Annotated in this window: 13 protein-coding genes; 1 reads left to right on the plus strand and 12 read right to left on the minus strand. The window is 49.9% G+C overall.

The window, feature by feature from the left end; translation table 11 throughout:
- Positions 1-93 precede the first annotated feature (93 nt).
- Positions 94-1047 carry a DJ-1/PfpI family protein gene (locus J3491_RS09150; protein WP_207969960.1) on the plus strand — a complete coding sequence of 318 codons (954 nt, stop codon included), beginning with the start codon at positions 94-96 and terminating at the stop codon, positions 1045-1047.
- A gap of 75 nt (positions 1048-1122) precedes the next feature.
- On the opposite strand, the gene J3491_RS09155 is transcribed toward J3491_RS09150, so the two are convergent.
- The 12 genes from J3491_RS09155 to J3491_RS09210 all read right to left on the minus strand — a co-directional run bounded on the left by J3491_RS09155 (position 1123) and on the right by J3491_RS09210 (position 15084).
- Positions 1123-2442: a valine--pyruvate transaminase gene (locus tag J3491_RS09155; protein ID WP_207969962.1), complete on the minus strand. Its 1320-nt coding sequence runs from the start codon at positions 2440-2442 to the stop codon at positions 1123-1125.
- Positions 2443-2687: 245 nt separating this feature from the next.
- Positions 2688-5306 (minus strand): ABC transporter permease, encoded by a 2619-nt coding sequence (locus J3491_RS09160; RefSeq protein ID WP_243456284.1) that lies wholly within the window; start codon positions 5304-5306, stop codon positions 2688-2690.
- Complete coding sequence (locus J3491_RS09165; RefSeq protein WP_207969964.1) at positions 5296-5997, minus strand: ABC transporter ATP-binding protein; 702 nt, start codon at positions 5995-5997, stop codon at positions 5296-5298. The genes J3491_RS09160 and J3491_RS09165 overlap by 11 nt, the downstream gene beginning before the upstream one ends.
- Positions 5998-6065: 68 nt before the next feature.
- Complete coding sequence (locus tag J3491_RS09170; RefSeq protein WP_424108356.1) at positions 6066-6854, minus strand: arylesterase; 789 nt, start codon at positions 6852-6854, stop codon at positions 6066-6068.
- Positions 6855-6950: 96 nt separating this feature from the next.
- The gene (locus J3491_RS09175) at positions 6951-8291 is read right to left on the minus strand and encodes an MFS transporter (protein ID WP_207969968.1); all 1341 of its coding nucleotides are present in this window, start codon (positions 8289-8291) and stop codon (positions 6951-6953) included.
- Positions 8292-8578: 287 nt separating this feature from the next.
- Positions 8579-8824 (minus strand): (Na+)-NQR maturation NqrM, encoded by a 246-nt coding sequence (nqrM, locus tag J3491_RS09180; protein WP_075101264.1) that lies wholly within the window; start codon positions 8822-8824, stop codon positions 8579-8581.
- 121 nt (positions 8825-8945) lie between these two features.
- Positions 8946-10031 (minus strand): FAD:protein FMN transferase, encoded by a 1086-nt coding sequence (locus J3491_RS09185; protein ID WP_424108357.1) that lies wholly within the window; start codon positions 10029-10031, stop codon positions 8946-8948.
- A gap of 302 nt (positions 10032-10333) precedes the next feature.
- Positions 10334-11569 (minus strand): NADH:ubiquinone reductase (Na(+)-transporting) subunit F, encoded by a 1236-nt coding sequence (gene nqrF / locus J3491_RS09190; RefSeq protein ID WP_075101262.1) that lies wholly within the window; start codon positions 11567-11569, stop codon positions 10334-10336.
- A 121-nt stretch (positions 11570-11690) separates the two neighbouring features.
- Positions 11691-12299: an NADH:ubiquinone reductase (Na(+)-transporting) subunit E gene (gene nqrE / locus J3491_RS09195; protein ID WP_075101261.1), complete on the minus strand. Its 609-nt coding sequence runs from the start codon at positions 12297-12299 to the stop codon at positions 11691-11693.
- Positions 12299-12970: an NADH:ubiquinone reductase (Na(+)-transporting) subunit D gene (locus tag J3491_RS09200; RefSeq protein ID WP_075101260.1), complete on the minus strand. Its 672-nt coding sequence runs from the start codon at positions 12968-12970 to the stop codon at positions 12299-12301. Before J3491_RS09200 ends, nqrE begins: the two co-directional genes overlap by 1 nt.
- 1 nt (position 12971) lies before the next feature.
- Positions 12972-13868, minus strand: a complete 897-nt coding sequence (locus J3491_RS09205; RefSeq protein WP_207969972.1) for a Na(+)-translocating NADH-quinone reductase subunit C — start codon at positions 13866-13868, stop codon at positions 12972-12974.
- Positions 13849-15084: an NADH:ubiquinone reductase (Na(+)-transporting) subunit B gene (locus J3491_RS09210; protein ID WP_207969974.1), complete on the minus strand. Its 1236-nt coding sequence runs from the start codon at positions 15082-15084 to the stop codon at positions 13849-13851. Before J3491_RS09210 ends, J3491_RS09205 begins: the two co-directional genes overlap by 20 nt.
- Positions 15085-15087 lie beyond the last annotated feature (3 nt).

Raw genomic sequence — 15087 nt, forward strand, 5'->3', positions numbered from 1 at the left:
CACGTCTCCTTATTTTGCTACTTTACAGGTGTCATCTTTTTTGATGAGGCCAATACAAGTCATAAAACTATAAGTAATAAAAAAGGAAGTACGATGAATATCCAAGACCTATTAGACAAAGCCAAAGACAGGTTAGACAAGGCCAAAGACACCTTGGGGTTAGAGCCGCAAGAGACAGAGGCAGGCATTTTTATACCCTCCACATCTTCGCTAAAAATAGCCGCGCCGAGCAAGACCAACTACGATCATACCGAGTACGACGACCCCTATACCGGTGATAAAAAAATCATGATGGTCTGTACCCAAGAGCAGTATATGACCATGGAAAACGGTAATAAATTTAAGACCGGTAATCACCCTGTAGAGATGATGGTGCCGTTATTACACTTTAAGCAAGCAGGCTTCGATGTCGATGTATTTACCCCAACCGGTGAGTCTGTAAAAGTCGAGCAGTGGGCGATACCAGAGGATGATGACGACGTCAAACAACTCTGTAGCGAGTACGAGTCCAAGTTTGAGAGTCCAAAAAGTATCGCGGATTTTGTCAAAAATGACATGGCTGATAGCGATGCCAGTGATGACTATGCAGCGATTTTTATCCCTGGTGGTCATGGCGCGATGCTCGGCCTGCCGGAGGATAAAAACCTTGGTGAGTTGCTACGCTGGGCGTATAAAAACGATTTGTTTACCTTAGCGATTTGTCATGGACCAGCGGCGTTATTGGCGGCTAATCTGGATAGCCCTGACCGCTCTGATAAAAAGGCAAATCAAGACGATGCTGGCAGTCGCGACTTTATCTATAAGGGCTATAAAATGGTGGCGTTCCCTACTGCGATGGACAAGCAAATGCCAAAAATTGGTTATTTGCCGGGTGATTTAACGTGGTACTTTGCGGATAAGTTAGAAGATTTAGGCGTTACCATTGACAATAAACTGGCCTCGGGGCAAACGCATCAAGATCGTAAGCTAATCTCAGGTGATGGGCCGCTCGCAGCCAATGACTTTGGTAAGATAAGCGCCAAAGCGTTGCTAAACGCGCTTAATTAACAGGTTTTGATGCGTTTAATCCAAAAAAAACGGACTATTTATTAGTCCGTTTTTTACATTCAAAAAGAGCAGGTTTTACTTAGCCTCATCATATAGCTTTCGCACCACCTCACCAATCACCGCAATGCCTTTGGCCAACGTGTCCTCATCCGCCGCGATACTCATGCGAATACACTCATGCGCGTGTTGATAGTCACTGACATCGACACCAGGGAAGAAATACTGACTTGGGACGATAAGCGTGCCTTTTTCTTTTAGGCGCTCGTACAGCTCAAGTGTGGTAATCGGCAAATCCTTAAACCACAACCAAAAGAATATCGCTCCCTCAGGCTTATGAATCATCAATGGATAATCACCCAGCTCGTTCTTTAGTAGGGCAACCGCGGTTTGTGCTTGCTGCTGATAAAACGGCTTAATCTCGTTATCGGACAAGTCTTTAATCGCATCGTTTTCGACTAGAGGCGTGGCGATAGACGCCCCAAAGCGCGTGGGCGAGAGATTCACCACCGCATTCATGGCGCTGACTGCTGCGATGACCTCAGGCGCGGCCACGATAACTCCCGTACGCACCCCCGGCAAGCCAATCTTGGACAGGCTAAAACACAAAATGGTATTGTCATCCCAATTGAGCGTGACGTCTGAATAAATAATATTGGGGAAGGGCATACCGTACGCGTTATCGATGATCAGTGGTACCTCATAGCGACGCGCAATCTTGGCCAAGCGCGACATCTCTTCATCGGTCAAGACGTTACCGGTTGGGTTGGTCGGGCGTGAGCAGCAAATCGCGCCAATACGGCCTTCGGTCAGCGCAGGCAAGCTCTCTAACGCCTCAAAATCCACGCGATATTTAAAGAAGCCTTCTTCGCCCTCATGCGTCACTTCTTCAATATGCGGCAATACAGCGGTAAAGTGCTGACCCTCTATATGCACGTCACTATAGCCGATATATTCAGGCGTCAGCGGCAATAAAATGGATTTATCGCTAGACGCGTTTTTTTCGTCAACGAAAGCGCCGCCAAACAAATTAAACAAAAAGAAAAACGCATTTTGTGAGCCATTGGTCAGCGCGATATTGTCCGCCGTGAGATTCCAATCATAATGGCGATTAAAAAACCCCACCAACGCCTCGATAAAGGCGGCATCGCCTTGCGGATTGGAGTAATTGGCCATACTGATGATTGAGGTACTATTTGCTTCGCCTGTATCGTTATCATTGCCAAGCTCTCGATACGTCTGCAAAAACAGCTCGTTGACCGCATCGATCCGCGCCGGATTGCCACCACCGAGCATATTGACTGGCTGATCGCTTTTGAGCGCATCGCCTAGATCGTCCATAAGCTGAGAGATGCCCGTCGGCTGGGTAAATTTCTGACCAAACTTGGAGAATTTCATAAGGTTACCGTGCTGTTTTAGAGAAGCGTAAGGGAGAATTTAATCGATAAAGTTAGGCTAGTATAGCAAAAGGTTTCTATAAAATAAGCAATCTGCGCGGCTGATATTGGTTTATATAATTGTGCGGTAAGTAAAAAACGCCCACTATATCCATAGTGTGCGTTTTGGTTTGAGGGTTTAGGAATTCAGGGATTTGAGGCGGAATTCTTGCAAAGCTAAAATTGAATACAGTTTTTTAACGCTTCTCAAACCATCGCCCGCACTCGAGCCATAATCCCGCGTCCAATCACCAAGCGTACATAAATGATCGCAATACCAAATAACAAGGCAACTAATGCTGCACCGCCAATGCTTAAGCTCATCCACGGCACACTATAGCGTAAGTCAAACCATTGGGTAATCGCAAACCACGCGCCAACGCTGGCGATAACCACCGCAAATGTCGCCGCACTAATCCCAAGCACGCCAAGCTCTAAGATATTGAGCATATATAAATCGCGCTTTTGCATCCCCAGCAGGCGAAATGAGGCGCTCTCGGTCATACGGTCCTGTGAGGTGGACAGCAGCGAGCTGATCAATACCATGACGCCTGTTAGCAGTGCCAGTAGGGTGAAGACATAGACCAAGCGGCTCATTTGCACGACCAAATCTTGGACTTGCTCGGCGATAGCGGTACCGTCAATGGTGGTGACAGCAGGGAACTTGCGTACCACCTGACCTTGTACCTCGGCGATACGGTCCTCAGGGATATGCGCGGTGGCAAACTGGATTTGCGGCGCGCTGGACAGCACCGATGGCTCAAACAAAAAATAAAAATACGGACTCGGGCCACGCTCGAAGCGCGAGCGGATACTGGTGATTTGCCCGACGATTTTGATCCCTTGGATATTAAAAATGATCTCGTCGCCCATGTTGACATTGAGCAAACTGGCGGCCGTATCCAAGATAGATAGGGGCGCTATGGTCTGCGCGGCGTTGTTATTATCGGTATGATCGGTGGTGATAGGCGCATAGAGCGCGTTTTTTTCTAGAGAATCAGTGATGAACTCAGTATCCATCACCGTGTCGGCGTAGCTTAAATTAAACACTCGCGCCGGATCATCAAAACCTTCTGTAGGCTCGATATCTTGTACAGGCACGCCGCCTGCTGCCACCACCCGCGCCCGAATGACTGGGTAGTAGCTCACTGGCGCATCGATAATGGTGCCGATCGCCTCATGCTGCGCGCTTTGCACATCGAGCAAAAATATATTGGGCGCGTCTGCAGGGTAGGTGTTGATAAACTGCTCGTTGATACTGTGATTAAGCGTGGTGATAAGTGTTAGGACGGCGACCGACAGCGATAAGGTGACAAAAAACAGCGCCGATTGGTTGCCTTTGCGCGCCAAATTATGAATGGCGATACGCTGCATCCAGCTGATACGACGGCGCGAGGCCAGTTGTGCCAAGAGATATAGCCAGCCACGAGCAAGCAGCCAAAATATCGCGACAAAGCCAATCAGGCCGATCAGCAGCTGCGCGCCCAGTAGCCACGAGCCCACTTCATAAGCAAAAAACACATACAGACTTGTTAGCATCAGCCCGTACCATAGTATAGGCAGGCGTCGATACCATGGCAGGTTTTGATTGGACTGACTTGCGCCTTGATTGAGCAAGGTGGCAGGTTTGGTGTGGTTCAGCGGGCGTAAACCGCGCTGGGCGATGACAAAGCTCAAGAGCAGCGCGATGATGATGGTTTTTAGGATGCTAATGGGGTTGATCGCTAGCGCCACATCGGCAGGTAAGATAGCGCCAAGGTAGGGCTGACTGACCTGTAGTAAGCCGGCACCAAGGATACTCGCTGCGATACAAGCGATGACGGTGGTCGTAAGTAGTAACTGGTAGTAGCTGCGTTTGAGCGAGGCAAGCGGCTCACCTAAGGCGAGGCGAATGGCGTTGTTTGGCTGCTCTTTGCTGACAAAGGCACTAATCACCCCATACATCGCCACCGCCGAGAGCAGGAGGACGGCGATGACCAATAGCTTTAAAAACATCAAGACATTATCAGAGATACGTGAGACAGACGTATCCGCTGACTGAGCGTCAGACAGCTCGATATCAGGATGGCTTACGAGTAGCTGCGCAAGCGTTGCGTGCTGCGCCGCTATTGTCTCGGCATCTCCTGCCATCTCGATACGGTAGTTGACACGGCTGCGCTGCCCCAATAGGTTGGTGGCTGCCAGCGCTTGTTGCTGCATCAAGACCCGCCCGCCAAAGCCAAAGGCACTTAAAGGGCGATCTGGCTCTTTGGTCAGTACATCACGGATGGTAAAGCGTCCATCACCGATGGTGACGACATCGCCGACGGTAGCGCCAAGACCATTTAGCACCTCTGGCGCGACGATGATGCTATCGGCTGTCAGCTGTTGCCACAGCGGCTGTTCAGAGGCCAGCTCGACGTCGCCATATAATGGATAAGCAGGAGAGACGGCTTTGAGCTGCGTCAGCAATGTCTGCTCTGCGCTCACCACCATCGCACTAAACTGATGGTCGTAGACGACTTGGCTGGCAGGCAGGGTGTTGACTTGTGCCATGACCTCGCTTGGCCAGTCTTGTTTGCTGTTGAGTATCAGATCGCCGCCGACCAGCGCTCGCTGATTATCAGTGATGTAGCGATCGACGGACTGCTGGATAGAGTCCAGAGTCAGATAAGTGGCCAGCGATAGCGTCAGCGTCAGTAAAAACAATACCGGATACACCCAGCGTCGCCACCAGCTACGGGTGAGGGCTTGCGCGCCTAACGTGCGAGTAAACAGCGGACCTATCAGGCCATGAGGCTGGGTTGTAGCAGACTGAGTTGTAGCAGCGCTTGGTTTATTTTTCATCAGCGTTTGACCCATCTATCATACCGTCATGCATGGTGATGACTCGATCGGCCATGTCAGCGAGTGCTGGATCATGCGTCACGACGACCAGCGCCGAGCCTGTCTGCGCACGCAAATCTAGCAATAGCTGCATGACCTGCTCGGCGTTTTGCTCATCCAAGTTGCCTGTCGGCTCATCGGCAAAGACAATTTTTGGCTGGGCGACCAGCGCGCGCGCCACCGCTGTGCGCTGCTGCTCACCGCCGGATAGTTGACTGGGTAAGCTATCACGTCGATGGCCGAGCCCGACTGCTTCGATTAAGGCATCGACCCGCGCAGGATCAGCACGCCGCGCGATATCTAGCGGAAAAGCGATATTTTCGCACACACTCAAGGTCGGCAGTAGATGAAACGCCTGAAAGACAAAGCCCATCTCGCGCTGACGAATCACCGCTAGCGCATCTTCATCAAGCGCGCTTAGCGTTTGTCCAGCCAGCGTAACCGAACCACTATCGGGATAATCTAGCGCGGCCAGTAGACCCAGTAAGGTGGATTTACCTGAGCCTGATTTGCCCATAATCACCACAAATTCGCCGGCATCGACATGGATGCTGACGTCTTTGATGATGGCCAGTGATTGCTCACCGACTTGCACGGTTTTATGTAAATGCGCGGCACTGAGTATGGCGTTACTGGTAAGTGTGGCGGTCATGGGACAGTTCCGGTTGGTTGGTTTAAGGCCATAAGGCATCGAAGTGAAGCAGCTACAGATAAGCGCCTTTAATTACGCTCACTTTCGACTATTTTTTCTAGCTTGGGCGTGAGCACTGGCAAAACATTTTCATTAACGATCATGCGATAGCCCTCTTTAGTCGGGTGAATGGCATCCGCTTGGTTGAGGGCGGCATCACCGCCCACCCCGTCCAAAAAGAACGGAATCAGCGTAACCCCCGTGTCTTCGGCGATGCGCGGATAAATCGCGGCAAACGACTCTACGTAGTCTGCGCCAAGATTGTCATAAATCTGCATACCGCCCAAGATGACTTCGCTGCCACCTGCTTGCAAGCGTTTGATGGCGGTACGGATGTTATTTTCGATAGTGGCGACTTCTATACCGCGCATGGCATCGTTGGCACCGATGGTCAGTATGGTGATATCAGGTTTGGTCTGTAGCACCCAATCCAAGCGATTGACCAGCCCTGTGCTGGTCTCGCCGCTCAAGCCGGAATTGACGACAGTGATATTGGGATAGCCCATCTGTTTTAACTGAGCTTCTAGTTGGGCAGGGTAGTTATCTTCAGGCGACACGCCCAAGCCTTCGGTCAAGGAGTCGCCCAGCGCCAAGATTGTCAGCGCTGCTTGCTGCTCATCCAACCGTGAGGTGGATGATGTGTCGGCAGTCTGGCTGGGTTGAGTAGTTTGGCTGATAGGCGGGGTTGATTGTATGCTGTCGGCTGGCGTGGTATCAGCATTATCAGGCGATTTTTGACAACCAGTGGCGGCCATCACCATGGCTGAGAGGGCCGCCACCGATAGGTGCGAAGTCAAACGAGAAGATGGTTTCATAATACGTAGTCTGTCCTATAAGCAATCAAACCAGTGTAGCAAAATAAGATTGCGACCAATATTATGATAAGGTTACCGTGATTTAGGGTTAAGCCGATGTTAAGCGTGCTTACCATCGACCATGATTGGGCGACTGACCAGCCACGCCATCACGACGTTGATGATCATCAAGATCAGCAGCATAAACAGCGCCAGGTCCCAGCTGCCTGTGGCATCATGGATCCAGCCAGTACCAAGCGGACCAAAAAACGCCAGCAGATACCCCACCGCCTGCGCCATACCAGACAGCTCACTGGATTGGTTGGCGGTATAAGTGCGCATCGAAAACAGCATCATACTTAAGGTAAAAATCGCCGAACAGCCCATGCCCATGAGCCCAGACCACAGCCAAGCAAGGTCGGTCGATAGGTACATGATGCCCAGTACACCAAACACGTTTAAGGCGGCGGCAAAGACGGCCAGTGCCTGAATCGGTCGACCGCGATTGACCAGCCACGTCAGGCTCAAAATCGCCACCGGTGCCATAAACTGAAACACCGATCCCATTTGTCCAGCACTCACCGCAGACAGCCCCTTACTGAGCCAAATCGATGGTAAAAAACTGGCAACGGTATAAAACAACAAAGACTGCAGACCCATAAACACCGCAATCTGCCAAGCAAATGCTGAGCGCCATACCGAAATGTCTGATGAGCCGGTAGCGAGCGGCGCCACCACCCGTGTCGATGAGCCTAGCCGCACCCGCAAAAACACCCACAAAACCAAGGCAAAAAAGCCCAAAAGCGCCCAACCGCCAAGCGCCCATTGCCAACCAAACTGCTCAGATAACGGCAGCACCACGCCGGCGACGATGCCTGCAGCGACGGTCAAGGTCAAGCTAAAGCAGCCTGTCACTAGCGGTATGTGATTGGGCGTGCGCTGTTTGATGACAGGCGCGGCCAAGGTATTGGCAAAACCAATGGCCAGCGTCAGTAATACCGTCCCGCTCAAAAAGCCAATCCAAGTCGGAATTACCGAGCGGATGACCATGCCAATCGTTAGCAGGGCAATCATCGCAATCAAGGTATTCTCAAGCCCAAAGCGCTTACCGATGGCAGGCGAGATAAGCGCGCCCAAGGCAAAAGTCAGCATCGGCACTGCGCCCAGCCAGCCAAGCTCAGTCTCAGAGATACCGAGCGCCTCTTGCACCACAGGTGCGATAGAGCCAAGTGCCACGATAGGCGCGCGCATATTGGTCGCGAGTAATACGATCGCGCATAGCACCAGCCAAAAAGTAAAGCGTGATGATGGCGGGATGGAGGATTTTGACGCTTTTGTTTGAGAAGCAGACAGATTTGCAGAGGTAGACATGGCAGCACGACTATTATATAAAATAAAAAACACGTCATTAGATAGCGCCGCCGCAGCACCGCTTATCAAATAACACCGGAAAAGTCTCATTAAAACGATGAGTTAGAAAAGCCGTTAGAGCTTTACAACATAGGCAGAAAGCCTGTCATATGAACTTGCTGCCCTATCAATCAGGGCAAACTTAGTATATGGATGATAACGATGAAGGTTTGATTCTAGCTTTATAAAACATCAGCGGCTTATAAAAGCTATCAAAACGAATATGGCACAAGAAAAATAGCGCCAACTCTATTTTGTAGAGTTTGACGCTATTATAAGAACAATTGATGACTAAATACTACCAGCGTATGGTAACAAACGTGGTATCTATACCTACTCTAGACAGATTTGCCTAACTGAGCGGCTTTGAGCGCGGTTTCTTGCTGCTCGGCGATGAGTGAGTCGCACTTATTTGGGTCATTGCCACAAAATGAGCAATGCTCGTCGCCCATCAGTTTGGCCACCCCGCCGCAAGAGCCTTTTAGGGGCTTTTTTTTCACCATATATCCAATACCCATAAAGACAAAAAATAGCACAAATACGGTAAAGGTAATCGCAAGCATGGGGAGCAATTGAGTAAACATAGAGGAAACCTCGTATTAAAAATAGGGCTGTCATCTATAAAGACAACACCTTTATAGTATAGCAGATTTTTGCAGGTGCCGCTTGAGCGTATCAAGATGTTTGGCGCATGCAACTGGCAGTTTACAAGGGTTTGTCGGCGCGTAATGCTTGCATCGCTGGTGTCTGTACCACTTGCCATTTCCCAATATTGTCAGTGTTTTTAGTGGTTTTTTTATCACTATCACGATCGGTATCGGCTAATACCACAAACATCGCCGCTAGGTTTTGTTTTTGAGCGACGTCTAGCGCTTGCTGATACGGCATGGCAGTCAGCGCCGTTGCCCACGCATCGGCCAGCGCCACAGACTCTGCGGCGACAGTGACAGAAGGCGCGCCGCCCGCGATGGGAATGCCAGTGGTGGGGTCGATGGTATGGCTATAGCGCTCGCCATCGAACACTACAGAGTTGCGGTAGTTGCCAGAGGTCGCCAGATGCATTTGATTGGCCGTGCTGATGGGTTGGCGAATCGCTGATATGGTCTCGCGCTCACTGACAGTGCTGTCTTCGATAGGGGCGTCGATAGCGATTTGCCAAGGCTGTTTTTGTTTGTTGACACCAGAGGTCGCAATCTCGCCGCCTATCTCCACCATATAGTTTTTGATTTGATAGTCGTCTTTGAGCACATCAGCGATGACATCGACGCCATAGCCTTTTGCCACCGCAGAAAAATCCAGCCCCACGCCTTCTTTGGTTTTGTAGATGTTTTGCTGTTCTTGTACGATACTATCAAAATCGACCAAGGCTTTTGCTTGAGCGATCTCGAGTGCAGTGGGCGGACTTTGTAAGCGCTCGACGGTCATGGTACTACCAAACCCCCACGTCTCTACCAAGGGCATCACTGTCGGATCAAAGGCACCGCCGGACTGCTGATAGACGGTGCGCGATACCTCAAGCACATGCGCAAAGTCGGCATCGATCGCTATGGGCGTGTCTTTTCCCAGCTGGTTGAACTTAGAGATGGTAGAGTCAGATTGATAGGTCGACATGCTGTCATTGATCTGTCGCAGCCGCTGATCAATGGCTGCTTGTATGGCCGCTTCATCCGCCCCTGCTGGTAACTGATAGCTAATATGATAGCTGGTGCCCATCGTTTCACCGCTTAGATAGTCATAGTCAGGGAGCTGCTGGCAGGCACTGAGGCTCATTACAGTGGCTACCGTGGTCATCGTCAGTAAGGTCGGGCGTATGGATTGAGACGCGGCAAAAAACGCGGCAAAAAATGAGGTTACATTTGTCATATGAGTCATCACAGCTTGATAAAGCAAAGGGGTGAATGGAGCGTCAACGAATAACGGCGCTAAACCTCTCCTATTTTACACCCCTTATCACTTATAAGGCCAATAGCGTTGCCTCAGGTTACAGTTCAAGTTTTAAGTCAGTGTTTTTCTTAGCGGTCAATTTTTTGACAAAAAAAAGAGCCTCGCTTGAGACTCTTTTTTTAATATCGCTTTTAGTGTTGCTTTTTTACTTAACCACCGAAGTCATCAAGTAAGATGTTTTCATCCTCCACGCCCAAACTATGGAGCATGTCGATTACCGCCGCGTTCATCATCGGTGGCCCGCACATGTAGTATTCACAGTCTTCTGGGTTTGGATGGTCTTTTAGGTAATTTTCAAGCAGGACATTATGGATAAAGCCGGTCGGACCATCCCAGTTATCTTCTGGTAATGGATCAGATAGTGCCACATGCCACTCAAAGTTATCGAACTCTTCTTCGAGCTGATCGTAGTCTTCGACATAGAACATTTCACGAATCGAGCGCGCACCGTACCAAAAGCTAATCTTACGCTTAGAGTTCAGACGTTTTAGCTGATCGAAGATATGCGAGCGCATTGGTGCCATACCAGCACCGCCGCCGACGAAGATCATCTCAGCTTCGGTATCTTTGGCAAAGAACTCACCATACGGGCCTGATACCGTCACCTTGTCCCCAGGTTTTAGGCTAAATACCCAAGACGACATCTTGCCCGGCGGGATACCTTCAGGACCACGCGGCGGTGGACTGGCGATACGGATGTTAAACTTAATGATGCCTTTTTCTTCTGGGTAGTTGGCCATCGAGTACGCACGAATAACAGGCTCATCAACTTTTGAGACGTATTTGAAGACGCCGAACTTTTCCCAGTCTTCACGGTACTCTTCGCCGATATCAAAATCTTTGTAATGTACTTCATGCGGCGGCGCTTCTAGCTGTACATAGCCACCAGCGCGGAAGTTGACTTCCTCGCCTTCTGGAATCTTAAGTACCAGCTCTTTGATAAAGGTTGCCACGTTATCGTTAGAGACAACTTCACATTCCCATTTTTGCACATCAAAAAACTCAGGGTCGATCTCAATTTTCATGTCTTGCTTGACAGCTACCTGACAGGCTAAGCGCATGTGATTGCGAATCTCGCCTTGTGTAAAATAGCCTTCTTCGGTGGGCAGGATAGAACCGCCACCTTCAATAACGCGGCAACGACACTGCGCGCACGTACCACCGCCACCACAAGCTGAAGATAAGAAAATACCTTCGCTTGCTAGGGTTTGCAGTAGCTTACCGCCCGCTGGTGTCACAACGTCATTATCGGGATTATCATTGATATGGATGGTAACATCACCTGAACTGACCAGTCTTGAGCGCGCCGCCAAAATAATGGCGACAAGGCCCATGATGATCAAGGTAAACATAGCAACGCCACCAATCGCCGTAGCATAATCCATGATATGTATCCTTAATCTATGGAGTAGGGGAGTAACAGGACGCCCAGCGTCTACTGCTACCCCTACCGAATAAATGAATTAAATAGGTCAAATCGCTAACTAGGCTTTTCAGCGTAGCGGTTTAGATTGACATACCGCCAAAAGACATAAAGCCAAGTGACATCAGACCAACCGTGATAAAGGTAATACCAAGACCACGCAGCGGTGCTGGGATGTCTGAGTATTTGAGCTTTTCACGGATGCCAGCCAATGCGGTAATCGCCAATGCCCAACCAAAACCTGCGCCCACGCCATATACGACCGATTCGCTAAAGTTGTAGTCACGCTCCACCATAAACAGAACACCACCCAAGATGGCACAGTTGACAGTAATCAGCGGTAAGAACACCCCAAGCGCGTTGTACAAGCTTGGAACGAACTTATCTAAGAACATCTCTAGAATCTGTACGGTCGCAGCAATCAGACCGATATAACTGAGTAGGCCTAAGAAGCTTAGGTCAATATCAGGAAAACCTGCCCATGCCAGCGCCCCACTTTTTAGGATAAACTGAAACAACAGATTGTTTAGCGGTACGGTAATGGCCATCACGACAATGACCGCGACCCCAAGGCCTATGGCCGTTGAGACTTTTTTGGACACTGCCAAAAAGGTACACATACCTAAGAAATAGGCCAGCGCCATATTCTCGATAAAGACTGAGGTTATAAATAAACTAACATAGTGTCCCATTAGTGACCGCCTCCATGTACCATGCCTTTAGATTGCGGCTTCATGACAAACTCAGCGTCTTCAACTTGTTCTGGTTTCCAGATACGCACGATGGCGATAAACAAACCGATGATAAAGAACGCTGACGGTGGTAGTAATAACAAACCGTTTGGAATATACCAGCCGCCATCAGTGACAGGCTGCAAGATGGTGATACCAAACCAGGTACCGGCACCGAGTAGCTCACGGATGGTTGCAACAAATAACAATACCGCTGAATACCCAAGACCGTTACCGATCCCATCCAAAAAGCTAGGGACAGGCGGATTGCTCATGGCAAAGGCTTCGGCACGGCCCATCACGATACAGTTGGTAATGATCAAACCAACGAAGACCGATAGACCTTTACTCACATCATAAGCCACCGCTTTTAGTACCTGATCGACCAAAATAACCAACGAGGCAATAATCGTCATCTGGACGATGATACGGATGCTCGATGGAATTTGCTTACGGATGATAGAGATAAAAAAGCTCGAAAACGCCGTTACCAGTGTCAAGGCCACACACATCACCATGGCGTTGGCCATGCTGGTGGTGACTGCCAATGCCGAGCAGATACCTAGGATCTGTAGGGCAATGGGGTTATTGTCAAAGATAGGCGTGGTTAAAATACTTTTGGTGTCAGCCATGTTATGCCTCCTTGCCGTTTACTACTGGCGCTGCCAGTTCGGTGTTCGGTTCAGCTGTCAGCGTCGCTTGACTGGCTTGCGTGTCTGCATTGTCAATCGTTTGACCACTGTCTTGGCGCAGCTTATCTAGATAAGGCTTGTAGCCTTGCTCACCCAGCCAAAACTGAATCATATTGCTGACACCGCGACCCGTTAAGGTTGCACCGCTGATGCCATCGACCCAGTTGTCTTTTGGTGTGCCAGCTTTGGTCACACCAGTGGCCACATTGCCATCTTCGTCATACGACTGGATGCCACTCCATTGGGCGCGCCACTCTGGCTCTTCGATACGAGCACCGAGCCCTGGGGTTTCTTTATGCTCATAAAAACTGATACCTTTGATGGTATTCATGTCGCTCTCGAGCGTTAAGAAACCGTAGATCGTGCCCCATAGGCCATAGCCTTGAATCGGTAGCACCACCATTTCAGGATTGCCAGCGTCGTCGCTTTTTACGTAGACTTTGGCATATTTTGGCTTACGGCCAATACCAGCAGGATCGTTGTTGCCTAAGTCTTCACTCAAGGCTTGGTTTTTGGTTGCTTGACTGGCGTCATAGGCGTTGCGATCAGGGATGCCAGCGGCTTTTAGCGCGTCATCATCGAGATAGTCGCCTTTGTTTAGGTCGATGATCTCGACATCAAAATCTTTAAAACGCTCAGCCACATCACTTGCTGTATCTGACTCAGCATTGTACATGCCAGCGGCAACGAGGATGTTTTTGTTACGGTCTAAGCGAGCGTTTTCGATTTGTGCTGGTTTTAGACCCACAGCAACTGCCGAGACCAATACAGAGCACACCAAACATAGTGTCAGTGCAACGCTGATGGTTTTTGCGTTATTACTTTTGGGCTTGGACATAACGAACCCTCCGAGCAGTTTGGCGTTTGATGTTTGCTTGGGTAACAAAGTAATCAAACAATGGAGCAAATAAGTTGGCGAATAAAATGGCCAGCATGATGCCTTCTGGGAAGGCTGGGTTGACGACGCGAATCAATACGGTCATAAAGCCAATCAAGATGCCATACGCCCAGCGGCCTTTATTGGTATGCGCAGCAGAGACAGGATCGGTTGCCATAAATACCGCACCGAAAGCGAAGCCACCGATGACCAAATGCCAATAAAACGGCAAGTTCATCATCAGATTGTCTTCTGAGCCGATCATGTTAAAGACCAGCGAGGTGGCGATGAGGCCGACCACACAGCCTGCCATGATGCGCCAGGAGGCGATACGCGTCCACAGTAGTACGACCGCACCCATGAGGATAGCGAGCGTAGAGACTTCACCAATACTGCCTTGCATGTTGCCCAAGAACGCATCACTCCAAGTGATGGCATTGCCATAGACATCGACGAAATCTTGTGGAGAGACGCCAAGTGCTGCAAGACCAAGCGGTGTCGCGCCAGAGAAGCCGTCCACCGCCGTCCAGATTGAGTCACCAGACATATAGGCTGGATAGGCAAAGTAGAGGAAGGCACGACCTGATAGGGCAGGGTTTAGGAAGTTTTTACCCGTACCACCGAAGACCTCTTTTGCCACGACCACACCAAAGATGATACCCAAGGCGACTTGCCATAATGGGATATCTGGCGGTAGACAAAGCGCAAAGAGCACTGAGGTCACAAAGAAACCTTCGTTGACTTCATGTCCGCGCACCACGGCAAAGATAATCTCACAGAGAATACCAACCGCGAAGGTGACGATATAAATGGGTAAGAACTGCATGGCCCCATAGACAAAGCTGGCCCAAATACTATCTGGGTTGTAGCCTGCCATGCTGGTGATAACCGTGCGCCAGCCTTCAGGCTGCAAGCCTAGCTGAGCGATGGCGGTTAATGCTTGGTGGCCGATATTGTACATACCCCAAAACATCGCAGGGAAAGTACAGAGCCAGACGGTAATCATGATGCGTTTTAGATCGATACCATCGCGCACGTGTGACGAGGCGTAGGTAGTGGTACCTGGCTGACGTAAAAACGTATCGAACATCTCAAAGATGGCATAGTACTTTTCGTGTTTGCCACCCTTGATAAAAGACGGCTCCATACGATCGAACATATTGTGTAAAAATTTCATCGT

The organism is Psychrobacter halodurans (genome assembly GCF_017498075.1).
In the GTDB taxonomy this organism is placed as follows: Bacteria; Pseudomonadota; Gammaproteobacteria; order Pseudomonadales; family Moraxellaceae; genus Psychrobacter; species Psychrobacter celer.